Genomic DNA, 23,676 nt, shown 5'->3' with positions numbered 1-23,676 from the left:
AGCCCGCACATCTTTCTGGAGAGGCCCCGGATGGCCGAGTGGATCACCGTCACCTACCGGATCGAGACGCCCGGCTCCTGCGCTGCGATGGCGGAGAAGATCGCCTCGGACCAGTCCACGGGCACCTTCACCGAGCTGCCGGGAGAGACCGACGCGGTGCGGCGCCGATGCGCGGCGCGTGTCCTCGACGTCGTACCTCTGGCGCCGTCGGAGACGCCGTCCCTGCCCGACGACCGGCCCGGACCCTACAACCGCGCCGATGCGCGTATCGCCTACCCGCTGGAGGCGATCGGCACCGACATCGCGGCCCTGATGACCATCGCGATCGGCGGCGTCTACGCCGTGCGCGGGGTGAGCGGCGTGCGAGTGATGGACATCGACCTCCCCCCGGCCTGGGCCGTCCATCCCGGTCCGCAATTCGGCATAGACGGCTCGCGCCGCCTGATGGGGGCGCCGGAGGGCATCCTTCTCGGCTCGATCATCAAGCCCTCGCTCGGTCTCCTGCCGGAGGAGACGGCCGAGATGGTCCGCATCCTCTGCGAGGCCGGCGTCGACTTCATCAAGGACGACGAGAAGCTGATGAGCCCCGGCTATTCGCCCCTCGCCGAGCGGATCGCCACGGTCATGCCGGTGATCGACGCCCACGAGCAGAAGACCGGCAAACGGGTCATGTATGCCTGGGGGATCAGCGCGGCCGACCCCGACGAGATGATGCGCAACCACGACCGCGTGGTCGCGGCCGGGGGCAGCGCGGCGGTGGTGAACATCAATTCGATCGGGCCCGGTGGCATGTCCTTCCTGCGGCGGCGCTCGCAGCTCTGCCTGCATGCCCATCGCAACGGGTGGGACATGATGACCCGCAATCCCGGCTTCGGCATGGAGTTCCGCGCCTACCAGAAGATCTGGCGCCTGCTCGGCGTCGACCAGTTCCAGATCAACGGCATCCGCGCGAAATACTGGGAGCCGGACGAGAGCTTCGTCCGGTCCTTCGAGGCCTGCCGCACGCCGATCTTCGACCCCGCCGACCGGCCGCTGCCGGTCGTCTGCTCGGGACAATGGGGCGGCCAGGCGGTGGAGACCTACGACCGGACGGGCCGCACGACGGACCTGATGTATCTTGCCGGGGGCGGCATTCACGGGCATCCGATGGGCCCCGCCGCCGGTGTCCGCGCCATCCGGCAAACCTGGGACGCGGCCGTCGCTGGGGAAACCCTGGAAGACCACGCCCGCGATCGGCCGGAGCTGAGGGCATCCCTGGACACGTTCGGGGCGCGGTAGCGCGCCCATATCGGCGAGAGGCAGCGATCTCGACGTGTCGGACTGCGCCGGGTCTGCCCGAGGCTGATTATCACAAGCTGGACGGCTGCGGCATCGGCTTCCGGAGCCGCGAAGTCTTCTGGTTCGGCTTCTGCGGGGGAATGTTCTTGTGGCCCAGCAGGCAGCGGATGACTGCTCCCGGGGAACCGGACTCTGACGGAAGCACCGGATTGAGATCATCTTGGTCTTGGAGAAGGAGACGGGCGAGATGGCGACAGGGAAGCGGGTTGCGGCTGCGTTGAAGGTAGAGGTCCACCAACGGAGCGAGCCATCGTCCGCCAATGATCCGAGGACGATGGCGGGAGCGCCGGTCGGGATCGCGTCCGGAAACGGTCAGAGCGATCGGCCTAGCCCCGCCTCGATGGCCCTCACCTTACCAACAGACCGTAGGATCTTGCTCGCGCGGCCTATCGCCATGATTGTCAGCGGCCACACCGGTGAGCAGTAGATCACGGCGGTATCGTCTTATAATACCTCTGCATCCCTATCTGGCCGACATGGGAATACTTGATTATCGCGCACTCGAACCTGCCTATGCCGAGCCTATCGCCTCAGAACTGAATGGACGCCGGCGCAGCCGTCCCGTGCCCGTGGACCTGGCTCGAAGATCACTGCCGAAAGCGCGGCCGGGCTCTGTTCACTCGACCTCGGCGCATCGCACCAGCCGGTAGCAGGCTGCGAGGTTCGTGGAGCAAAGCAGGACATCCTCTGCCTCGAATGTCACGCTGTAGCTGCGCGTCTCGCCGTCCGGGTCGGGCAGCCATTCGTTGTCGCGCCTCACGCCCTCGGTGCAATTCATCTGGGCCCCGACCATATCGCACTGGCTCATGCTTCCGATGGCCTCCGAAGCCCCCCGGAACTGGCTCAGCCGACCACGGTCCGAGAACTCGAGCCGGCTGGTGGCGCAGGCATCGGCGATGTAGGCGGCCGCCAGCGCCCACCCGTTCTCGTCGGCCCCGGGGCCGGGCCGGACGGTCGCGGCAGTCGCGGCATCTCCCGGCAGGCGGCCCCATCTTCCGGCGAGGGCGAAGCCGGGCTCCCCGAGCGACTCCCAGCCCCGGGCGCCGCCGACCCCGGCCGCACCCAGCGCGTCCGGATCGACGACGGCGGGCGGCGGGGCGGCGGCCATCGCCTCGATGCCGAAGCCGGGCATGAGCGGCGGCACGTCGTCGGGGCAGCGGGTCAGCGCCTGCGGCCGGGTCGATCCCGCGTCGAGGATCAGCACGCCCGTCGGATCCACGAACAACGTCCGTCGCGGCGCGCCTCCGTCCGCCCGCGGAACGTGCAGGGCACCCTCCACGATCTCGCCGCCATAGCACGCGTCGCCGCCAGGCTCGGGCCGGCAGAAGGCGCCCGACCGGGCGACGTAGCCGGTGCCGTCGAAGCTCCGTTCCAGAAGCTGTCCGTCCCCGGTCAGGAGCCAGGGGAGGATCGCGCAGAATTCCGGCGGATTGGGCGCGGCATGATAGAGCCCCGCGGCCGCAGCATAGGGGCCGTCCTGGGCCCCGGCGGGTCCGGACAGGACGACCATGGCGGCCAGCGCGCCAAGACGGGTCTTCACGCTCATCCTCGGTCTCCTCACGGTCTCTGCGTGGCGACGAACCGGGCCTCGTGCGTCGCACAGGTCCGGATCGTGTCGTAGAAGTTGGTGCGGCGCGCCGGAAAGCCGCGATCGACATCGGTTTCGTCGCATCCTCGGGTCTGCGCGACGATCTCGAGGGCGTCGGGCGCGAAGGCCTCGACGGCCACGACGGGGGGGAGCTGCGGCCGGAAGCCGCCCTGGAGTTCGGAACCGCGATAGGGGATGGGCGCGCCGAAGGCGCCGCCGCCGCCGGGGGCCACCAGTCCCGGCCCCGCGAAGTCGAAGCCGCCGGTGCCGTCGAACAGGTTCGACCCGCTGTCGTCGAGGAACAGGTCCGCACGCTGTTGTCTCAGCGCCTCGACGGTCCCCATCTCGGAGTTCGTCAGGACCGAGGTGTAGCGGCAGGAGAGGTCGTTCGCGTCCTGCTCGGTCAGAACGGTCAGCCGCATCTCCGGATAGCTCTCGAACCGGGTGATGTCGCCGGTGATCTCCACCGTGCCGGTGCCGACGACGGCGAAGGATTGCTGGCCGGTGAGGGCCAGCATCGCGCGCGAGAACGGCTGCAACTCGGTCACGAGGCCGGGGAACGCATCGGGTCCGCAGGCGCAGTCGCGCCGCACGACGGCGCCGCTGACGGTCGAGGAATCGCCCGGCCGCTGGAACCGCACGAGCGAAGGTGGCCCGGCCTCGGTGATGCCGAACACGCCGGGGGCGAGGGCCGTCAGTCCCGGGCCCGGCATCCAGGCGAAGTCGTGGGGATCCAGCGCGCGCCCGGTGCGGCGATCGTTCAGCCCGATCTCGACCCGTGCGCCGACCCAGCCGCAGGCAGGACGCACCGTGGCGTCGGCCTCGCCCGTGGTGACGATCTGCGTGAGCGTCGGCGGATCCTCGCGCGAGCGTTCGAGCGTGAGCGAGGTCAGCGTGGCGGTCACCGCGATGGGAAAGCCCTCGGGGTCGCTGGGCGTCTGGACCCGGACCGCCGAGGCCTCCGGCCGGGCCTGCCGGTCGTCGTCCCATGCGATCGCGGCCTCGCCCACCACCTCCCAATCGACGAAGGGCCGGTTCTCGAGTCCTGCACCGGTAACCTCGACGCGGGCCTGCTCTCCCGGCTCGACCACGAGGTCGCTGTCACCGGTGGACAGAGCGGCGGGCTGGATCACGGTCCAGGCCTCGACCGGATCTGCGACGCGGTCGCGGGGCAGTCCGATGTCCGGCTTCACCGACATCTCCACGCCCACGAACCCCTGGTCGATCGCGAGGAAGACCCCGTGACCGAAGGCCGGGCGCGCCGCGCGCCAGTCCCGGTCGATCAGGTAGGCGTCGATCGTCGTCAGCAGCGGGTCGGGAATCCGGCACCTTGGCTGGACGAGGCCGTCGGACTGCTTCTCGATCTCGCCGATCGCCTCGCGCCAGAGGGCATCCAGGATCGCCGCGTCGATCACGTTGCCCAGCGTGGCCGAGATCGCCTTGGCGCCCTCCTCGACCAGCACGCGGCCGAGCGTCAGCCCTTCGCGGGCCGCCATGCCGGTCGCGCCGGTGAAGCCCATCTGCTCCACCTGCTTTCCCAGCGCCCCGCCCGGCGTGGTCCCGCGCCCCGACGCCGCGGCGACGATCATCGCCAGGTCGACAGCGCCGCGCAGCGGGCTCCAGCCCCGGCTGTCGGTGCGGAGCGCGACGTCGACCAGCCGGAGCGCCGGGTCCGAAGTGTCCTCGGTGACCCGATCCCGCGCGAAATGCCCCTCGATCGCGGTGATCCGGTAGGGCGCGACGCCTTGCATGAAGTTGAGGAAGAGGTTGTAGCTGCCGGCAGCGACGCCCACGCCGCGCTCGGCATATTCGCCGCCCTTCTCCTGCCCCGCTGCGGCGAGGAAGAGGTGAACCGACGTCCCCGCCAGCACGCTGCCCGCCGTGAACAGGGCCTGGTTCAACGGATCGGCATTGGCATTGCCGATCGAGCCCAGCAGGATCCAGGTCCTGAGTTGGCCGATGTCGGCCGGACAGATATGGGACTGGCCGCCGCCCTCCCCGCCGCCCGCCGCGTGCCAGAGCCGCTCGGGTCCGCCGGGAACGGTGTCCAAGGCCCCGCGCCGGATCGGCGCGGGATGGGTGTCGATCCAGGCCTCCATCGCGGCAATCATCTCGCGATCCGGCGCGATCCGCGGCGCGTAGAGGTCGAGAACGGCCCGCGCCTCGGCCGGCAAGTCTGCGTAACCTTCCGCCAGGTCCGCCAGTTCGGCCTGCATCGTCCGGGGCAGGCCCCCCATCGGCAGCCCGGCCCAGTCCGCCCCCCGCTCCAGCAGGGCGGCCGCGTCGGCGAGGTCGGCGAGCGCTCGGGGCCAGGCCTCCGGGATGGCGGTGGCCGCGGCGATGTCGAGCGGCAGTGGCGGGCAGAGCACGGTTGCGCCGCTCTTGGCATCGACCCAGCCGAACGACAGCAGCCCCGGGCCGCCGCCGATGCCTTCGGGATGCAGCGGCAGGGTCACCGTCGCGCGCCCCCCGGCATCCGGCAGGATCAGCATCGGCAGCGCCAGCGCGTCGGTCAGGTAGACCGCAGACATCGCCCCTTCGGGGCCGAGGAAACCGGGCGGCAGGTCGAGATGGACTTCGGAGAACGGCAGGTGCGGCCCGTCCCCCTCGGCGAAGGCGACACCGTCGCAGGAGTCCGCTCCGCGCGCCCGCGCCAGCGCGGCGGCGATCAGGTCGGCCGGTGCCGGGTCCGTCGGCGGCCCGCCGTTCAGGAGGTCGCGGATCGGCGTCAGCGCCGCCTCCCTCCGCGCCGCGTCCCAGCCCTCCTGGGCCGCCCGCAGGATGATCTCGAAGGCGAGCTCCTCGAGGGCCTCCCGCTCGGTCGGCAGCGGATCCGGCAGGTCGGAGGGCAGAGAGGCGCCTGGCTCGGCGGCTGGTGCGACCGGCGGCAGTGCGGCGAGCGCTGGCAGCTCGACAGCCTCGCCCAGGGCGCGACGCAGGAGCGCGGTGCCTAGAGCAAGCGCGTCAGGCCCTGGAACGGTGCCCGCCCGTGCTGCGGCGAGCCCGTCCTGCACCGCGGCGAACAGGCGGTCGGGGTCAGTGTCATCGGGCATATCGAGGTCGCGGCAGGTCGCCTGGGCGACCCCGGGCAGAATGGCCGCGCAGAGTGCCGCGGCGAGCGCCTCTGGCCCGTCGTCGGCGCAGGCCGACGCCCCGTCGAGACAGGGGGCGGTGGCATACGTGGCCTCGGCGGCAAGCCGTTCCAGCGCCTGATCGAGCAGCTCCGGCGTCTGCGGATGTCCCGGTCCCGGGGAAAAGGCGAGCAGGGCGCAGAGTGCCAGCCGCGCCCTCATTCGCCGCCGCCCTCCAGCGTCACGCCCCGGTCGGCACCCGGTCCGGGCGGAGGCATGTCGTTGCTGCCGCACAGCGCCAGCGGTCCGCAGCCCCCGGCCCCGTCCGGACAGAACTGCAGGAAGGCGCTGTCGGCGCGCTCTTCCAGCCGGAAGCCGGGCTGACCGTCGAGCGCGCTGTCGATCAGCACGGTGCCCCGGTCGAGGCTCAACTCCAGCGGCCGGCAGTCCCGGGCGCCGGGCCCGTCGGGCACGCACCAGGCCGCGAGGCCGGTAAGCCAGGTGCCGGTGCCCGCCGGATCGACCCGGACCACGGCGAAGCCGTCGGCATCGAGCATGATGACGCTGCCGGTGCAGGCGATCTCCTCGGCGATGATGCCCCAGGTTTCCACCGGCACGAAGGGGACGGAGCCGCCCAGCAGCGCGCTGGGCGCTTCCGGCCGGGGCGACAGGTCCCGGGGCATCGGCTCGGGCGCGGCGAGGCCCGGCTCGGAAGCCGCAGGCGCCAGGTGGTCGGCCTCATAAGGCACCAGGCAGGCCTTGTGCCCGGCGCCGACGATTGCCGCGCAGCCGATCCGGTCCGGCGCGGTCAGGGCGGCGAGATCGTCCTCGCTTAGGCGCGCGCCCTCGCCCACCGTGATCTCGACCGGCTGCCCGGGTTCGGTCACCCGGACCAGGATTTCGGACCGTGTCGTGCCGCCGCCCTCCTGGCCCACGTTCATCCGCCAGACGCCCGGCGGCAGAAAGAAGGGATTGCGCGTGCCGTCGGCGTTCGGCCCACCCGAGCCCCGGACCCAGGCGCCCTCGTCGGGTCCATCGGCTAGTCCGGCGGTCTGCCTGGTCACCGGCTGTCCGGCAGCATCGAGCGCCGCGACCGTGACCGGCGCAAGTCCGAAGTCAAAGGCCACAAGGACGGTCTCACCCGCCCCAACGCTGACCGGCATGTCCCGCGTCACCGTTCGCGCGAAAGTCCCTCGCAGGATGTAGTCTCCGGGCGGCACGCCTTCGTCGAAACCGCGGGTGCCCGCGGCGACGGGGTCCTCGGACATCGTACCGTCCGGGGCGCGCGCGAAGAGCTGGTAGTTGACAACGGCGGTGCCGGCCACGGCGGAGGGAACGGCCTGCCCCGGCTCCAGCACCATCCCGGGCCAGAGCAGCGTCTCGACCGTCAGCCAGCCGCGCAGGGTCAGGTCGATCACCTGCGCCCCGGCTCCCGGCTCGACGACGAACCGGGCGATGGCGTCGAAGCCCGTGTTCTCGCCCTCGCTTTCCACCCGGCTAACGCGAACCACCCATTCGCCCGGAACCAGATCGAGGATCGCCGTCGCCTCCCGATCGTAATCGGGTCGCGCCTCCACAAGCTGGCCTTCCGGCCCCTCGAGCACCAGCGAGACGATCTCGCGCGCGTTCATGACCTGCTGACCCTCGGCCTCCCTCAGGCGCAGCGTCACCGACAGCGGCGGATCGGCGGTGGGGATCTCGGGTACGACCAAGACCTCGGTCATGGGCTGGAAGGTCATCCGCAGCGCCTCGTCCAGGGCCGCCCCGTCGCCTGCTAGGATGAAACGCCCGCCGGTCTCCGTCGCGAGGCAGGACACCGCCCGGCCTTCCTCGGTGCTCAGGCCGAAGCCCACCACGTGAGCGGTGAAGTCGACCCCCGTCACCTCGAGCTCCTGTGCGAGCGCGCAGGGATCGGCGGCGCAGGTCTCCACCCCGTCGGTGACGAGCACGACCGTCGCCGCCTCCTCGGTCGAGCGCATGAGCCGCGCCGCCTCGCGCACCGCGTCTGTCAAAGGCGTCTTGCCGAGTGGCGTGACCCCGGCCGCGGCGGCGGCGATGGCGTCCCGCGTCGTTGCGACCGGCCCCGGCGGGACCGCGAGCGCGATGTCGGCACAATCACCCCTTCGTTCGGCACCGTAGACCATGAGGCCGAGCGCCTGGTCGTCGGGCAGATCCGCGACCGCCGCGGCAAGGGCCTCGCGCGCGATCTCGATCTTGGTGCGGCCGTCGACCTGGCCCCACATCGACCCAGACCCGTCGAGGACGATGATCGTCGTCGGCCGCTCCTGCGCCGGGGCGGAAAGCGGAAGGAGGAGCATCAGAAGGACAGGGAAGAGGCGACGCATGGTGCGGGTCCGGATCCGGGGGAAGGGCGAAAATCGCTGTCCAGTCAACTGCCTCGTACGCATCCTTGCCATTGCAGGAAGTGAGCAATTCTGGCGTATTTCCGCCAGATCGGAGAGGACGCCTGCCATGTCTGCACCAGACCGGCCCACCGTGACGGCCCGCCAGCGCGCGGTCCTGGAGCTGCTGGCCGAGGGTGCGGGACGACAAGAGATCGCCACGCGGCTCGGCATCTCGGTCGTGACGGTGGACCGGCATCTCGCCGACCTTCGCCGCAGGCTGGGCCAAGCTACGACGCTGCGCCTCGCAAGCCACGCCCGCACGCTCGACCTGCGACCTCCGCTGGCGGCAAGCGGACGCGTCGAAGGTCGCCTCGGCAGCCACCGCGACGACGAGACAGACGCCCTGACCGAGCTGTTCGACGACTTCCTGCGGCGGCTGGAGCCGTTCGGCATCCGCGATTTCGCCTGGTCGCAGCTGGCGCTCACGCCCTCGGGGCGCGTCGAGCATTTCGGCTCGCATCTGCACTTTCCGCCGGGGGTGGACTACGACATCTCGATCCCCAACGCCTCCAACCTCGCCGTGCATCACGTCACCACGAGTTGGGAGCCGCTGGTCCTCGACCTCGAGGCCTGGACACTGTCGCCGCAGTACGACCCGCCCGCCGAGGTGCGCGCGATGGACCGGGCGTTCCTGCGCGCGGGCATGGCCCGGGGGGTGATCCTGGCATTGCCCGGCACGTCGGAAATGGACCGGATCATGTGTGCGCTGATCTACCGCGGCATCACCTTGAGGGATTTCGCGGATCGGGCGGTGCGCGACATCCCCTTGCTGCATCACGAGGCGATGCGCGTCCGGCATCGCCATCTCGACCTGAAGGGCGGTCCGCCGGATCGAGCCGATCTGATCGTGCGCTTCATGGCGGCTGACCTGGACCTCGACGAGGCTGCGGCGGAACTGGGCCTAAGCCGGCGCGCGGTCGATCGTGCCCTGGCGGCTCAGCAGAAGCAGGGTGCATACCGGACGCCCTTCGCGGCTCGGGCAGCATCCCTCGCGGCCCGCCCGCGGAGACTGCTCTTCGCCGGTTAGCAGGGCTGCGCCCTCGTCACGCCGGCGCGCGTTGCCGAAGCTTTGCGCGTAAGTCGCCAGATCAGGCAGGTCGGGCCGGCCCGTATCGCCCCCAAGGCGGCTGTCAGACTGATGCGAACCAGTCCCTGCTAGCGCAGCGGTCGACCACCCTACCCCGCGCAGAGACCGCGCCATTCGGCGAGGGCGGCGTCGCTATTCAGCTTGGAGATCGTCCGGCTGGAGAGGCCGCGCTCGAGGTTGAAATGGTTGTGGATGGAAGCGTGGACCGATGCGAACTTCTGCAGACATCGCATCTGCCGGAAGCGCAGTATCGCCCTCTCCCGTCGTCGGAATGGCTGATGCGAGTTCTCGGCTCGATTGTTGATCCAGCGTCCTTCGGTTTCGTGGTGTGACGCTCGCAGCTCCTTCATCGCCGCACCGTAGGTCCGCAGGTGGTCGGTCACGATCCCTTCGGGCGGACGGTGTCGCCTGACGAGCTTGCGGAGAAACTTGAGCGCTGCGGGCGTGTCACGCGACTTGGTGATGTAGCTCTCCAGCACCTCGCCTTCCTGATCGACGGCCCGCCAGAGGTAGTGCGTCTTTCCGTTGATCTTCACGAACACCTCTTCGAGGTGCCATCGCCACCGACTGCTGCGCATCGCCCCCACCCGGCGCCTGCGGATCTCGGTGGCGAACATCGGGCCGAACCGGTTCCACCAGTAGCGGAGGGTCTCGTGGCTGACCTCGATGCCACACTCATGCAGCAGGTCCTCGACGTTCCGGAGCGAGAGCGGAAAGCGGATGTAGAGCATCACCGCCAGGCGGATGATCTCGGAACTCGTCTTGAAGTACCGGAACGGATCGCGCTGGGTCATATCGCGAGGGGAGGTCTGCGCCCTGCCCCACACCAGCGTTTCCTCTGACAGTGCCGTTCCCCTGGCAGTGCCATCCGAAGTCATGGCTGCCCGTCAGCGGGTGGGCAACGCCTCGACACTTACCCGATAGCGGATCCTGGTCTCCTCGCCGGCAGCCAGAACAAGCGCTGTCGGGGTGCCGCCCTGCGCCACGGGGTTATCGCTCAGCGACGTCTCCGGCGAAAGGCCGAAGGCCGTGCAGGCAGGTTCGATCCCGAGCACCTGCGTCCGGCCGTTCCATGGCGCGTATTGGCGGCCCCGGTTGGAAAACCAGAGAACCACGCTGGGCAGGAGCGCTCGGTCCCAATCGAAAATGACCCGATACCCGCCCCCCAGGTTGGCGAGCGCGATCGGTCCGGCGAGACCGTCGAGCTGGAGCAGTTCCTCGACCGCGCTGCCGAATGGCAGACCCGTCGCGTCGACCGGAGCTCCGTCGAGGCCGGGGACGGAACAAAGATCGACGAAGGTCTGGTCGGATTCGAACAGGCCGGCACCGGGCTCGACCCGTCCGGGATGGGTTCGCCCCACCCGGAACGCCGGCACGTCGATGCGGGCCAGACCCGGCGTGGCGGGGAGCGAAAAACAGCCGTGCAGGGCAACAGGCAACCGGGTGGGGCGGCGCGCCTCGATCGACAGATCGAACTCGATTGCGGCGGCGCCCGGAACCGGCCGGAGGGTGCGGCGCAGACGTCGGACCGGGTGGCCCGGCGGATAGTCGATGCGCAGGCCGATCTGCCCCTCGGCCGGCGGACCGAAGCTCCAATTTGCATTGGATGAATAGCCGTGGACGGGGCCGGGCGGTGCGGCATCCTCCAGCGCCCTGTCCCATCGCCCGGAAAAGGAGTCGGTTGGGAACGGGTAGCCGAACGGAATGCAGGGCCACTCGCCGCGCAAGGCCGCCGTCATGGGATCCACGTCGGCGGGAACATCCTCCGCATGCCAGGGCGCGATCCAGAACGGGGAGACCTGCCGCCCGTCACCGAGCACGAACGAGGTCGGACCCAGCATCCCGCCGAAGGACTGGACGCTCAGCACGCCGTGCGACCAGGCGAGCGAGCGCATCTCGCCGGGGGCGCGCGGGTCCGTCACGTCGCGGCCGGCGATCGGCTGTCGTGGAAGTATTCCGGGTGCTCGGCCCGGATCGCGTCGAGATCGGTGAAGACGGACAACAGGTGCCGGCGCGTGCTCTCCTCCGCCCGGTCGGCCGAGCCGTCCCGGATCGCCTCGAAGATCCCGGCATGCTCCGAGGTGATCGCCATCATCCGCGCCTTGCCCAGCAGCGAGAGCCGCCGGATGCGGTCCATGTGGATGCGGATCTCGCCCAGATCGTCCCAGATGTCGCCCATGCCGGCCGCCCGCGCGATCAGGACATGGAAGGCATCGTCGGACTTGAGGAAGCTGGCGTGATCGCCGAGCGAGGCGAAGGTCTTCTGCAGCGCGATCTCGCGCGCCATCGACGCGGCGACCTCGGGCGTGATCCCCTCCGCCGCGAGCCGCGACAGCGGGCGTTCCAGCGACTCGCGGATGAAGCGGGCCTTGGCGACGCGCTGGATGCTGATCGGGGCGATGAAGGTTCCGCGCTGGGGATAGACCTCGACGAGATTGAGGCGGGACAACCGCGCGAGCGCCTCGCGCACCGGGGTGCGGGACACGCCGAGCTCGCTCGCGAGGCGGGCCTCGGACACCTCGTCGAAGGGCTTGAGTTCCATCGACAGGATGCGGTCCATCAGCAGGTCGTGGACCTGGCTGGTGATCGAGCCCGTGCCGCTGCGCTGGAATCCCGCGGGCTGCCTCATGTCGGATGCCTTCACGGCCTGCCCTCTCATGGCTTCAGGTGCCGAGCTGGAGGCCGGACATAAAGTACCGGCGCAGGAAGATGAACAGGACCACGGTCGGAACGCTGCTGATCAGCGAGGCTGTGACGACGACGTTGGGCCCGGTCGAGGAATAGGTGCCCTGCAGCGCCTGCAGCGCCACCATGATCGAGCGCACCTCGGGCGAGCCGGCGAGGATCGACGAAAAGAGCAGGTCGTTCCAGACGAAGGTGAACTGGATGAGGAAGAGCGCGATGAGCGGGCCTTTCGCGTTCGGCAGGATCATCGAGGCGAAGACGCGCCATTCGCTCGCCCCCTCGATCCGCGCCGCCTCGTCGATCTCGCGCGCGATGGCGCCGAAGGAACCGCGCAGGACGAGCAGCGGGAACGGGATGCAGATCGCGGTATAGACGAGGACCATGCCGGCCCAGGTGTTGATCAGCCCCGTCCGCTGGAACCCGAAGAAGAGCGGGACGAGGAACATCTGGAACGGAAAGAGTGTCCCGGCGAAGATCAGCATGAACCAGGCATTCGCGCTGCGCAGTTTCAGCCGGGTCAGTCCGTAGGCCGCCCCCGCCGCCAGCGCGGTGGCCAGCCCCGCGCCGAGCACGGCGTAGCTCATCGAGTTGATCGACGCGCGCCCCATCCCGCCCAGCGTCCAGGCCTGCACCACGTTGTCCCAGAAGGGCGCGAGCGAGGTCGGCAGGTCGAGGACGCTGCTGCGCAGGTATTCGTCCGTCGTTTTGAAGACCGTCACGAAGAGGTAGTAGAACGGCACCAGATAGGCGATCAGAAGCACCACGGCGATCGCCAGCCGCAGGTAGCTCGGCTTCTGTCCGGCCCTCTCCCGGCGCTTGAGGGTCTCGATGAAGGCGGGGTCGCTGATGTCCACGGCCATGTCCGGCTCTCCCTACCTGATCCGCTCTTCGACGCGGCTCTGCATCACCGTCAGCGCCCAGCTCACGAGGATGACGAGCGCGCTCAGCATCACCGCGATGGCCGCGCCGAAGGCCCAGCGGCTGTTCGAGAAGGTCTCGTAGTACATGTAGACGGCGAGGCTGAGGCTGCGCTGCGCGGGGTATCCGTTCGCCATGACCCAGATCAGGTCGAAGGCGGTGAAGCCGGCGATCACGTTGAGGATCGTCACCACGAAGACGGTCGGCAGCAGCAGCGGCCAGACGATGTGGCGGAAGATCTGCCACGAAGAGGCGCCGTCCACATGCGCGGCCTCGATCGGGTCTCGCGGAATCGCGGCCATTCCGAGCAGCAGCAGCACCATGTTGATCCCCAGCGTCTGCCAGACGAAGGTCATGATGATGGCGGGCGTGATCGTGTGGCTCTCGAACAGCCAGCCGTAGTCTATGTCCTGGCCCACGGCGGCCCCGGCCAGCGAATTGATGACCCCGTCCGGGGCGTAGACGTAGAACCAGATCGTGCCGACGGCGGCGGGAGCGAGGACGCGGGGCAGGAAGAACAGGCTCTTGAACAGCCCCTCCCCCGGCACACCGCGCAGCAGCAGCGCGAGCCCCAGGCCGAAGGCCAGCGGCAGCGTGATGGCCCCGATCACCCACATCGCGGTGTTGATCACCACGTCCGAGAAATACGGGACCATGAAGAGGCGCTGGTAGTTCATCAGGCCGCCGAATTCGTCGAGGCCGGAGAACCGCTGCCAGCGCGTGAAGCTGAGGCCGAGATTGAAGACGACCGGAAACAGCAGGAAGAGCGCGACGAGACCGAGCGCCGGCGCGATGAAGAGCAGCGCGACCCGCCCCGACCGGCGGCGCGCGGCGATCTCCCGCTTCCGGGCCTCGGCCCGGATCGCTTGGCTGATCGGAGGATTCAGGGGGGCTGACATCTGGGCGGACTCCCGCGGCGCGGATGGGCCGCGCCCCTCTCGCGAGGCGCGGCCCGGTGGATCGGATTACTGGAAGGCCCAGTAGCTCTCGTTCAGGGCCTGCATGTCGTCCATGACGCGCTGCGCGTTCTCTTCCGTGGGATCGAGCATGAAGGCGTTCATCTGCGAGACGAGATCGCCCTGCAGTTCGGGGGGAACGGCTTCCCACCACCGCACGATCGAGCGCGGCGCGTCCTCGGCGATGATCGCGTTCACGTCCGAGACGATGGCGTTCGGCGCGTCGGTCATCAGGTTGCCGCTGTAGATCCCGTTCGCCGCACCGAGCGCGTTGCCGGCCTCGGGCGACATCAGGTAGCGGGCCGCGTCCATCAGGGCCGGCATCTCCTCCATCGCGTCGGCGGAGAAGACGATCGGCGCCGCCTCGACGATGACGGAGTTCTCGGTTTCGGCGTCGATCGGCGGCAGCAGGAACGCGCCGATCTGCTCCCCCGGCTCCATGCCGCGATTGGCGAGGATGCCGGCGGTCCACTCGCCGATGAGGTACATCGCCGCCTCCTCGTTGACCATGAAGCGGGTCTCGTCCTGCTCGCGCGCATCGGTGAAGTAGCCGCGCTCGTAGAAGTCGGTCCAGATCTCCATCGCCCGCTGCACCTCGGGGCCGTCATAGGGGACGGAGCCATCGGTCAGGCCGACGAAGGCGTCGGGATCGGTGCGGATCATCAGCTCCGAGAACCAGATGAAGCCCATCCAGCCGCCCACGGCGGGCGCGTTGAAGGGCACGTAGCCGGCCTCCTTCAGGGCGTCGGCGGCGGCGATCAGCTCGTCCCAGCTCTGCGGGGGCTGCTCGATCCCGGCCGCCTCGAAGGCGTCCTTGTTGTAGAGGACCGGCCAGCGCGCGACGTTGAGCGGGATGGCGTAGGGCGTGCCGTCGACCGAGAAGAGTTCCCGCTCGGCCTCCGAGAACCAGCCCGCCTCGATGGCCTCGTCCCAGAGCGCGGTCAGGTCGGCGATCTCGCCGGTCTCGACGAGGCTGTCGAGCTGCTTGCCGTTCCACCAGGTGAAGATCGCGGGCGTCGCGCCGCCGGCGATGGAGGACATGATGTAGGCCTGGTAGCGATCGGTGGGCGTCTGCTGCTGGCCCGCGATGTCGAGGCCCGACGCCTCGGAGGCGCCCTCGATCAGCGCGGCGAAGCCCTCGTCCCAGCCGCTCTTGTCGTAGTAGAAGGTGACGTCCTGCGCGCTCGCGGCGGTCCATCCCGCCGCCGTGATCGCGGCGGACGCCAGCAATGTCGAAACTCTCATCTTTCTCTCTCCCTGTTCTGTCTCGCTGCGCAGGTCAGTCCCGGCGCAGGGTCGTCTCCGTCTCGGTGTCGAAGAGGTGGATGCGCGTGCCGTCGATCCGGAACGAGAGGGTCTCGCCCGCCCGGACGGGTCGGGGGCGCTGCATCCGGGAGACCAGCTCCACGCCGCCGACATCGAAGAAGATCAGGCTCTCGTTGCCGAGCACCTCCGAGAATTTCACCGCGCCCGACACGTCTGCGCCGGTCTGCGGGCGCTGGCCGTGGCCGTCCGGCACGATGTCCTCCGACCGGATCCCCAGCGTCACGGAGGTGCCGGGCAGCGGCAGGTCGAAAACGCCGTCCTCGACCGGGATCTCGAGCCCCAGGGCGCGGACCACCGGCCCCTCCCCGATCTCGGCGGGCAGGATGTTCATCGCCGGCGCCCCGATGAAGCCCGCGACGAAGAGGTTGCGGGGCCGCTCGAACACGTCGAGCGGCGCGCCGGTCTGCGCGACCAGTCCGTCCTGCAGGACGACGATCTTGTCGGCGAGGGTCATCGCCTCGATCTGGTCGTGGGTGACGAAGATCACCGTCGCGCCCAGCTGCTGCTGCAGGCGCTTGATCTCGAGCCGGGTCTGGTTGCGCAACTTGGCGTCCAGGTTCGAGAGGGGCTCGTCGAAGAGGAACACCTCGGGCTCGCGCACCATCGCGCGGCCGATGGCGACACGCTGGCGCTGGCCGCCCGACAGCTCGGACGGGCGCCGATCCATGTAGGGGCCGAGGCCGAGCATCTCGGCCGCGCCCTCGCGGCGGCGGTCGATCTCGGCCCTGTCCTGGCCGGCGATCCGCATCCCGAAGCCGAGATTGTCGCGCACGCTCATATGCGGGTAGAGCGCATAGCTCTGGAACACCATCGCGATGCCCCGGTCGCGAGAGGGCACGTCGTTCACGACCCGCCCGCCGATGGTCAGATCGCCGTGCGAGATCGTCTCGAGCCCCGCGATCATCCGCAGGAGCGTGGATTTACCGCAGCCCGAGGGACCGACGAAGACGCAGAACTCCCCGTCCTCGACATGCAGATCGATGCCCTTGATGGCGACGTGATCGCCGTAGAGCTTCACGAAATCCTTCAGCTCGACCGAGGCCATCAGCGCATCCCCCCCGCGCGCGGATCGGCGAAGCGCGTCTCGGGCCAGGTCGCGTACCAGTCCGGGCGGCCCGGATCGCGGTCGTAGGCATAGCCGCCCACCTCGCGGTAATGCTCGGCGTATCGCGCGAGCTTGTCCCGGTCGACCTCGACGCCGAGACCGGCCCCCTGCGGAACCTTCATCCGTCCGTTCTCCACCGGGATCTTGCCGCCGACGAGGATGTCGTCCTGCAGGTGGTGGTAATGCGCGTCCGCCGCGAAGCTCATGTTCGGCAGGGCCGCTCCGAGATGGAGCATGGAGGCCAGCTGGATCCCCGCCTCTCCCGAGGAATGGACCCCGGCGCCGAACTGGAACGCCTCGAGGATCTGGCCCGCACGATAGGCCTGCCGCAGCCCGCCGAAGAAGGTCGTGTCGAGCAGGACGACATCCACCGCCTCCTGCCGGATGTTCGCGGCGAGCTGTTCGAAATTGACGACGACGACGTTCGTGGCGGTCGGGGTGGTGACGCGTTGGCGCAGCCGCCGCATCCCCTCCAGCCCGAAGCAGAAATCCTCGAGATAGTCGTTGCGCACGCCCTTCACCGCCTCGGCGACGCGGATCGCCTCCTCCACGCTCCAGGCAGAATTGGGGTCGAGGCGGAAGCGGTCGCCGGGTAAGGCATCCGCGAGCGCGGTATAGACCTCGATGTCGTGGTCAGGGGCGAAGACGCCGCCCTTCAGCTTGTGGCTGGTGAAGCCGTAGCGGTCCTTCAGCCGCTTCGCCTCGGCGATCACCTCGTCGGCGCTGGTCTCTCCGCCACGCCCCTCGCCGGGATAGCGGTAGAAGAGGTAGGCCGCGAAGGGGACCTCCTCGCGCAGGGCGCCCCCGATCAGGTCGCAGGCGCGCATGTTCCGCGCCTTGCCCGCCACGTCCATGCAGGCCATCTCTATCGCGGCGTGAAGCTGCATCCGGTTGTTGTAGAGGGACGCGACGGGGTTCATGATCTTCCACCGCAGCTGTTCCAGCTGCAGGGGATCGTGCCCCTTGAGATAGGGCAGCAGCCCGGTGATCGCCGCCTCCGCCGCCTCGCCGCCGCCGCCGAGCTCGCCCCAGCCGGACAGGCCGTCATCGGTCACGATCTCGACGATGGTCCGCACGAAGCGTTGCCAGTGGGCGCCGTGGGCGTGGCGCAGCGGCGCCTCGAGCGGCAGGGCGATGGTCGTCGCCCTGATGTCCACGATCCTCATGCGCCGCCCCCCGCCTCGGGCGCGCCGCCGATGAGCGACAGCAGCCCCCCGTCCACGCGCACCATCTCGCCGGTGACGAAGGACGCGGCGTCCGACAGCAGGAAGGCGATCACCGAGGCCACCTCCTCCGCCGTCGCGCGGCGCCCCAGCGGATGCATCGCGTCGATGGCACGGCCGAGCGCGTCCGGGTCGGGGTCGAGCGCGATGGCGTCCCGTAGCATCGGCGTATCCACCGATCCCGGCGCGACGCCGTTCACCCGCACGCCCCGCCACGCTTCGTCCACCGCCATGCCGGCGACGAGACCCGCGAGCCCGTGCTTGGCCGCGACATAGGCGAGCGCGCCCTGCTGCGCGGCGAGGCTCTGCACCGAGGCGGTCATGACGACCGACCCGCGCGCCCGGCGGATCGCCGGCATCGCAGCGCGGGCGATCAGGAAGGCGCCGGTGAGATTGGTGTCGATCACCTCTTGCCAGCCCTCGGGCGTGGTCGAGACGACGTCGCCGTAGCGCTGGATCCCGGCATTGTGAGACAGCCCGTCGAGCCGGCCGAAGGCGCGCTCCGCCGTCTCGGCCGCTCGCTGGCACGCCGCGGCATCGGCGACCGAGCCGAGGACGGCTTCCGCCCCGAGCTCGGCGCTGGCCCGGCCGAGGGCGGCCTCGTCCAGATCCATCAGGACGAGATCGGCGCCCTCTTCGGACAGGCGGGCCGCGACGGCCCGGCCGATCCCCTTGGCCGCCCCGGTCACGATGTAGGCTTTCTTCGTCAAGACGCTCATCCGATGCGATAGGTGTTGCACCTCTGATAGTGCTACCATACTAGTGCAGTCAACATGTGATTTCGGAGGGCCGATGTCCCGCCTGCTGATCGGAAGCCTGACGCGTCCCGCGCCCCATATCGGACCGGCCAACGGCGAAGGGGTGACGGCCTGCGCCTTCGACGACGCCTCTGGGCGACTCGACCGGCTGGGGGCACCCCTTCCCCTGCAGGATGTCTCGTGGATCGTGCCCTTGCCGAAGGGCGGGGCCGCCTGGACCGTCACCGATCACGACGGCGGGGCCGAAAGCGCGTTGGCGCGCCTCTGCCCCGGGAAGGACGACGCCGTGGGGCCGGTCTGGCCCGCCGGCGGATGGGAGGGATGCCACGCCGCGCCCTCGCCGGACGGACGGCTGGTCGCCGTGACGAGCTATGGCGGGCCTCGGGTCGACGGCCCGGATGCCGGCCTAGCGGTGTTCGACGCCTCCACGGGCGTACGGCAGCTATTCCGGCACGATGGCTCCGGCCCGAACCCCGACCGTCAGGAAGCGCCGCATGCCCATTGCGCGGCCTGGTCACCGGACGGGCGCGTCCTATACGTCTGCGACCTCGGCATCGACAGGATCGTCGCCTACGGGGTCACGGACGGCGCGCTCGAGGCGCGGCCCGACCTCGACACCGTCCTTCCGCCCGGGACCGGGCCCCGGCACCTCGTCTTCGGGCCGGACCCGGATCGCGCCTGGCTGATCGCCGAGCTGATCGGCGGCGTGACGTCGCTGGCCTGCCATGCCCCCACCGGGCGACTTACGGCGCTGCACACCGAGAGTCTTGCCGATCCGGGCGGTGCTCCGGTCCAGCCTGCGGGGCTGGTCGCCCATCCGGACGGGCGGCATCTCTACGCCACCAATCGCCTGACGGACGAGATCGTCACCCTCGGCGTGGGCGGCAGCGACCGGACCGCCCGGATCGTCGGTCGCGCCCCGTCCGGCGGCAGGACGCCCCGCGACCTGGCCCTGTCCCCGTCCGGCCGGCACCTCGTCATCGCCAACCAGGAGTCCGACGAGGTGACCGTCTGGCCCCTGGACGACGGCCTGCCCGGCCCAGTGCCGTCCTTCCGGCTCGGCGTCGGTTCGCCGCTGACGGTCGCCTTCCTCTAACCACCCCATTCCCCAGAACCCCGAGGTCCCCATGGCCATCCAGGACATCCTGCTGATCAACCACACGCATACCGATATCGGCTACACCGACTACGCCGACACGCTGTTCCGTCATCAGCGCCGGATCATCGACGACGCGCTCGACCTGGTCGAGGCGGAGAGTCATCGCCCGGACGAGGCGCGGTTCCGCTGGACCTGCGAGGTGAGCGCGATCACCGCCGACTGGTTCCGCCATGCGAGCGACGGCCAGAAGGACCGCTTCCGCGGCCTCTATGCCGACGGGCTGGTCGACGCCGCCGCGATGCCGGTCCACTGGACGCCCCTCATCAGCCCGGCCAATGCGCTGCGATCGCTCAAGCATCTGCGGCTGCTGAAGGACGAGGGTCTCGACCCGAAGGTCGCGATGCAGTGCGATGTCAACGGTCTCGGCTGGTTCTGGACCGACATCCTGATTGACCTCGGCATCGAGGGCTTCCTTCTGGAATCGAACCCCCACCGGGGCATGCATTTCGACACCATGCAGCGGATCTTCGACTGGCGCAGCCCCAGCGGACGCGACCTCTTCACCTATCACGGCTGGCACTACTCGACCGGAACCAACACCTTCTATCTCGGCAACGACGACCCCGAACATACGCAGGCCACGATCGACCGCACCCTCGCCCGGCTGGAGGAGCGGGGCGGCTACCCCTACAGCGCCGTCATCATGCCGGTCACGAACAAGGCCGCGCCGGACAACGGCTTCGCCACGCGCGGCCTGTCCGAGTTCGTCGAGCGCTGGAACGGCGAGGGGCGCACCCCCCGCATGCGGATCTGCACCGTGACGGAGGCGATGCGCGCGATCCGGCGCTCGGTCGAGGCGGAGGGCACCCCCCTGCCCGTCCATGCCGGCGACTGGTCCGACTACTGGGTCGACGGTGTCGGCTCCACCGCCTACGAGACGGTCGTTGCCCGGCAGGCGGAGCGGCTGCTGCCGGCCGTCGACTTCCTGACCGCCTTCACGAAAGGGGGCGACGACAGCCTGCTCGACCGGGCGGCGGACGAGCTGCAATGGTACGACGAGCACACCTGGGGCGCCTACAACACCCATGCCGATCCGGATTCGCCCTTCGCGCGGATGCAGCTCAGCTGGAAGACGCACCGCGCCCATCACGGCTTCGCCCTCGCGCTCGAGGCCGCCTCGACCGAGAGCCGCCGCCGGGCGCACGAGGTCGCGGACGGCGCGGTGGAAGGGGACCACATCCTGCGCCGCGTGAACGGCAAGGGCGAACGCAGGGGCGGCAACGCCTTCGACCCGGGGCCGGTCGAGGAGCACGGGTATTACGTGGCCAACCCCTCGTCCTATCCCCGCCGCCTCTACTGGCCGGTCCCGGCCGACCACGCAGGATCGGCGCCGCAGACGATCCTCGACGCCCATTCCTCGGACAGGTTCCTGACCGGCATGCAGACCCGGAAGGAGCAGAGCCCGAGCACGACCCACGTGCTCGTGGCCGACCTGCCGCCGTTCTCGGAGGCGGTCGTTCGTCCCGTCCATGCGCCGGAGGTCCCCGGAATGGCCTCGGGCGAGGGCTGGATCGAAAGCCCCCGCTGGCGGCTGGAAATCGATCCCCGCGACGGCGCGATCCGCTCGCTCGTCGACAAGGAGACGGGCCGCGACTGCGTGGCGCCCGACGCGCCGCTCGGCCGTATGATCTACGAATCCCTCCCCGACCCGTCGAAGGATCGTTTCGCGACCTTCGGCGGCGATTACGACTGGAGCCGGATGGAGACGATCCGCTGGCCGGAAGGAACCGAGTTCGAACGCGCGACCGCCGCGAAGGTGACCCTTGAAACCGCCAAGGCGACGCCGATGGGCATTGCCCTGACCGTCCACCTGTCCTGGCCCCACGGCGATGCGGCCCGGATAACCTACAGGCTCCCTGCCGAGGGTGACGGGATCGAGGTCGACGCGATGCTCTTCAAGACGCCGGTGACCGCGCCGGATTCCGTCTACATGCTGTTCGGCGCACCGGGCCGCGATCCGTCCATCCATCTCGACGTGGGGGATGCCGTGATCGACGTCGCCCGAGAGCAGATCCCGTTCTCCTGCGAGGCCTGGATCGGCATCCAGCGCTTCGCCGCGATCGGCACCGATGGCGCCGCGCTCACCGTCGCCTCGCCCGATGCGCCGCTGGTCCAGCCCTTCGGCATCCAGACCGGCAATGTCGGCAGCGGGCGTCAGGGGAACGACCCCCTCCTCGCGTTCTGGCTGACGAACAACCACTGGGACACCAACTTCCCGATCGTGCAGAGCGGCGGCATTCCGTTCCGCTTCCGCCTCCTGCCGCGCCCGAAACTCGATCTCGGCGAGGCCGCGCGCTTCGCCGAACTGGAGACCACACCGCCCGTCATCGTCCGCGCCTACGACAGCGAGGAGAAGCCACCGAGGGCTCTCGTCGAACTGGATGGACCGGTCACCGTGACCGCCCGGGTCAGGAAGGCCCCTGCCGGGTCGGGCCTCATGCTGAGCCTCAACAATGCCGGCCCGGCAGCGACGGTGAGCCTGTCCATGCCGAGCCGCGAGATCGGGTCTGTCAGGCTCGCCCGACCGGATGGGGCAATTCTGCCTGACACGCAGATCGACGTCTCCCCGCGTTTGATCGAAATTCCCCCGCGAGCCACGATCCATGTGTTGCTGGATTAGTTGCGACCTGGTGAAACAGGACCGGGTTCAGAAATGGGCGGCTGGGGGCCTATCCACGAGGCTCTCGGCTCACCCTGCTTCCGCACGGAGGCATGCTGAATTTCCAGTGCTCTGACCCCCGGTAGTTCCTCCATCTGATGTTAGGGTCCGGCCCAACCAGAGGACCGGATGATGAAGCGAACCAAGTTCACCGAGGACCAGATCATCGGCATTCTGCGTGAGCAGGAAGCCGGGGCGAAGACGGCTGAGCTGTGCCGCCGGCACGGGATCAGCGGCGCGACGTTCTACGCCTGGAAGGCCAAGTTCGGCGGGATGGGCGTGTCGGACGTAAAGCGGCTGAAGGCGCTCGAGGAGGAGAATGGCCGTCTGAAGCGGCTGCTGGCGGAATCCCTGCTTGATCAGGCCGCGCTGAAGGATCTCCTGTCGCGAAAGTGGTGACGGCCGCCGTCAGGCGCGAAGCTGTCGCGATCCTCGTGGAGCAGCACGAGAGGAACGAGCGGCGGGCGTGTTCCGTGATCGAGGCGGACCGGACCTCGGTCCGCTACCGCAGCCGACGTCCCGACGATGCTGATCTACGCGAGCGTCTGCGGGCGCTGGCGTCCGAGCGATCGTCATTGGAACGCCATTGGTCCGAGTGACAATGACGATGGTTCGGCTACCGGCCGCTGCACGTTCTGCTCAGGCGGGAGGGACATGTCGTGAACCGCAAGAAGACGCAGCGGCTCTACAGCGAGGAGGGCCTGTCGGTTCGGAAGCGACGGGGGCGGAAGAAGGGCTGCCATTGGAGCGCCATTGGTCCGAGCGACAATGGCTGCGACACGCGGGCGCCGCTCCTGACGGTGGCCGTCCCGAATGCACGCTGGTCGGTCGACTTCGTCCACGACCAGTTTGCCCGGGGCCGCCGCTTCCGGATCTTCAACGACGAGCCCTGTGCGCCATCGGTTCAAGCACGATGGCGAGTGACGACGTGACGAAGGAGTGCCTCGCCGCAGTCGTCGATACCTCGATCTCGGGCCGCCGCGTGGCGCGTGAACTGACGTCGCTCATTGCCCGGCGCGGCAAGCCGGGGCTGATCGTCAGCGACCACGGCACCGAATTCACCTCGAACGCGATGCTGGCCTGGAGCGAGGAGGCGGGCGTGCCCTGGTACATCATCGCGCCGGGCAAGCCCATGCAGAACGGCATCTGCGAGGCGTTCAACTCGAAAATGCGGGACGAGCTCCTGAACGAGACGCTGTTCTTCGGCCTCGACCAGGCCCGCAGCCTGATCGCCGCCTGGATCACCGACTACAACGCCGCCCGGCCCCATTCGGCACTCGGCTACCAGACCCCCGCGGCCTCCGCTGTCAATCGGCGCCGAAGTTTGACCCCTTATCGGCGTCCAAAACTGACCCCTCTGGGAGCACGGGAAGCTGGCCCGAGGCGGCGTAGCTTCCA

The 23,676-nt window shown here is 69.5% G+C and carries 16 protein-coding genes and 1 pseudogene; 5 read left to right on the top strand and 12 right to left on the bottom strand.

Annotated features, from left to right (window positions below):
• Positions 1–30: 30 nt before the first annotated feature.
• Positions 31–1,278, top strand: coding sequence for a 3-oxo-isoapionate-4-phosphate decarboxylase OiaX (gene oiaX / locus BUE30_RS00105; protein ID WP_073325515.1), 1,248 nt, complete (start codon positions 31–33; stop codon positions 1,276–1,278).
• 676 nt (positions 1,279–1,954) lie between these two features.
• On the opposite strand, the gene BUE30_RS00095 is transcribed toward oiaX, so the two are convergent.
• From BUE30_RS00095 to BUE30_RS17925, 3 genes are read right to left on the bottom strand one after another with little or no spacing between them, the layout of a single operon-like run.
• Positions 1,955–2,884: a hypothetical protein gene (locus tag BUE30_RS00095; protein ID WP_073325510.1), complete on the bottom strand. Its 930-nt coding sequence runs from the start codon at positions 2,882–2,884 to the stop codon at positions 1,955–1,957.
• Positions 2,885–2,895: 11 nt separating this feature from the next.
• Positions 2,896–6,219 carry a hypothetical protein gene (locus BUE30_RS00090; RefSeq protein WP_073325508.1) on the bottom strand — a complete coding sequence of 1,108 codons (3,324 nt, stop codon included), beginning with the start codon at positions 6,217–6,219 and terminating at the stop codon, positions 2,896–2,898.
• Positions 6,216–8,342 (bottom strand): VWA domain-containing protein, encoded by a 2,127-nt coding sequence (locus tag BUE30_RS17925; protein ID WP_073325505.1) that lies wholly within the window; start codon positions 8,340–8,342, stop codon positions 6,216–6,218. Before BUE30_RS17925 ends, BUE30_RS00090 begins: the two co-directional genes overlap by 4 nt.
• A gap of 127 nt (positions 8,343–8,469) precedes the next feature.
• Here BUE30_RS17925 and BUE30_RS00080 point away from each other — a divergent pair, with 127 nt between their 5' ends.
• A complete protein-coding gene (locus BUE30_RS00080) occupies positions 8,470–9,429 on the top strand; it encodes a helix-turn-helix domain-containing protein (protein ID WP_212590693.1) in 960 nt (319 codons plus the stop codon).
• A 149-nt stretch (positions 9,430–9,578) separates the two neighbouring features.
• Here the strand turns inward: BUE30_RS00080 and BUE30_RS00075 are convergent, their stop codons facing one another.
• The 9 genes from BUE30_RS00075 to BUE30_RS00035 form a co-directional block, all read right to left on the bottom strand.
• Positions 9,579–10,283 carry an IS6 family transposase gene (locus BUE30_RS00075; protein ID WP_073325499.1) on the bottom strand — a complete coding sequence of 235 codons (705 nt, stop codon included), beginning with the start codon at positions 10,281–10,283 and terminating at the stop codon, positions 9,579–9,581.
• Positions 10,284–10,376: 93 nt separating this feature from the next.
• Positions 10,377–11,384, bottom strand: coding sequence for a hypothetical protein (locus tag BUE30_RS00070; protein ID WP_073325497.1), 1,008 nt, complete (start codon positions 11,382–11,384; stop codon positions 10,377–10,379).
• Between the two features lie 23 nt (positions 11,385–11,407).
• Positions 11,408–12,118: a GntR family transcriptional regulator gene (locus BUE30_RS00065; RefSeq protein ID WP_073325496.1), complete on the bottom strand. Its 711-nt coding sequence runs from the start codon at positions 12,116–12,118 to the stop codon at positions 11,408–11,410.
• A gap of 34 nt (positions 12,119–12,152) precedes the next feature.
• A complete protein-coding gene (locus BUE30_RS00060; RefSeq protein ID WP_083600938.1) occupies positions 12,153–13,034 on the bottom strand; it encodes a carbohydrate ABC transporter permease in 882 nt (293 codons plus the stop codon).
• Positions 13,035–13,046: 12 nt separating this feature from the next.
• Positions 13,047–13,991, bottom strand: a complete 945-nt coding sequence (locus BUE30_RS00055; protein ID WP_073325495.1) for a carbohydrate ABC transporter permease — start codon at positions 13,989–13,991, stop codon at positions 13,047–13,049.
• A 66-nt stretch (positions 13,992–14,057) separates the two neighbouring features.
• Positions 14,058–15,293, bottom strand: a complete 1,236-nt coding sequence (locus tag BUE30_RS00050) for an ABC transporter substrate-binding protein (RefSeq protein WP_083600937.1) — start codon at positions 15,291–15,293, stop codon at positions 14,058–14,060.
• 34 nt (positions 15,294–15,327) lie between these two features.
• Positions 15,328–16,419 carry an ABC transporter ATP-binding protein gene (locus BUE30_RS00045; protein WP_073325493.1) on the bottom strand — a complete coding sequence of 364 codons (1,092 nt, stop codon included), beginning with the start codon at positions 16,417–16,419 and terminating at the stop codon, positions 15,328–15,330.
• Positions 16,419–17,645 (bottom strand): enolase C-terminal domain-like protein, encoded by a 1,227-nt coding sequence (locus BUE30_RS00040; protein WP_073325491.1) that lies wholly within the window; start codon positions 17,643–17,645, stop codon positions 16,419–16,421. The genes BUE30_RS00045 and BUE30_RS00040 overlap by 1 nt, the downstream gene beginning before the upstream one ends.
• Positions 17,642–18,412, bottom strand: coding sequence for an SDR family NAD(P)-dependent oxidoreductase (locus BUE30_RS00035; protein WP_425303913.1), 771 nt, complete (start codon positions 18,410–18,412; stop codon positions 17,642–17,644). The genes BUE30_RS00040 and BUE30_RS00035 overlap by 4 nt, the downstream gene beginning before the upstream one ends.
• Positions 18,413–18,494: 82 nt before the next feature.
• On the opposite strand from BUE30_RS00035, the gene BUE30_RS00030 reads away from it, so the two are divergent.
• The 3 genes and pseudogenes from BUE30_RS00030 to BUE30_RS17975 all read left to right on the top strand — a co-directional run.
• Positions 18,495–19,556, top strand: coding sequence for a lactonase family protein (locus BUE30_RS00030; protein WP_073325487.1), 1,062 nt, complete (start codon positions 18,495–18,497; stop codon positions 19,554–19,556).
• Between the two features lie 31 nt (positions 19,557–19,587).
• Positions 19,588–22,239: a glycoside hydrolase family 38 N-terminal domain-containing protein gene (locus BUE30_RS00025; protein ID WP_073325484.1), complete on the top strand. Its 2,652-nt coding sequence runs from the start codon at positions 19,588–19,590 to the stop codon at positions 22,237–22,239.
• Between the two features lie 171 nt (positions 22,240–22,410).
• A pseudogene (locus BUE30_RS17975) lies at positions 22,411–23,676 on the top strand (IS3 family transposase); the annotation flags it as partial.

It is taken from the genome of Wenxinia saemankumensis, from assembly GCF_900141735.1.
Classification (GTDB): Bacteria; Pseudomonadota; Alphaproteobacteria; order Rhodobacterales; family Rhodobacteraceae; genus Wenxinia; species Wenxinia saemankumensis.
This window is presented reverse-complemented; position numbering and strand designations above follow the sequence as displayed.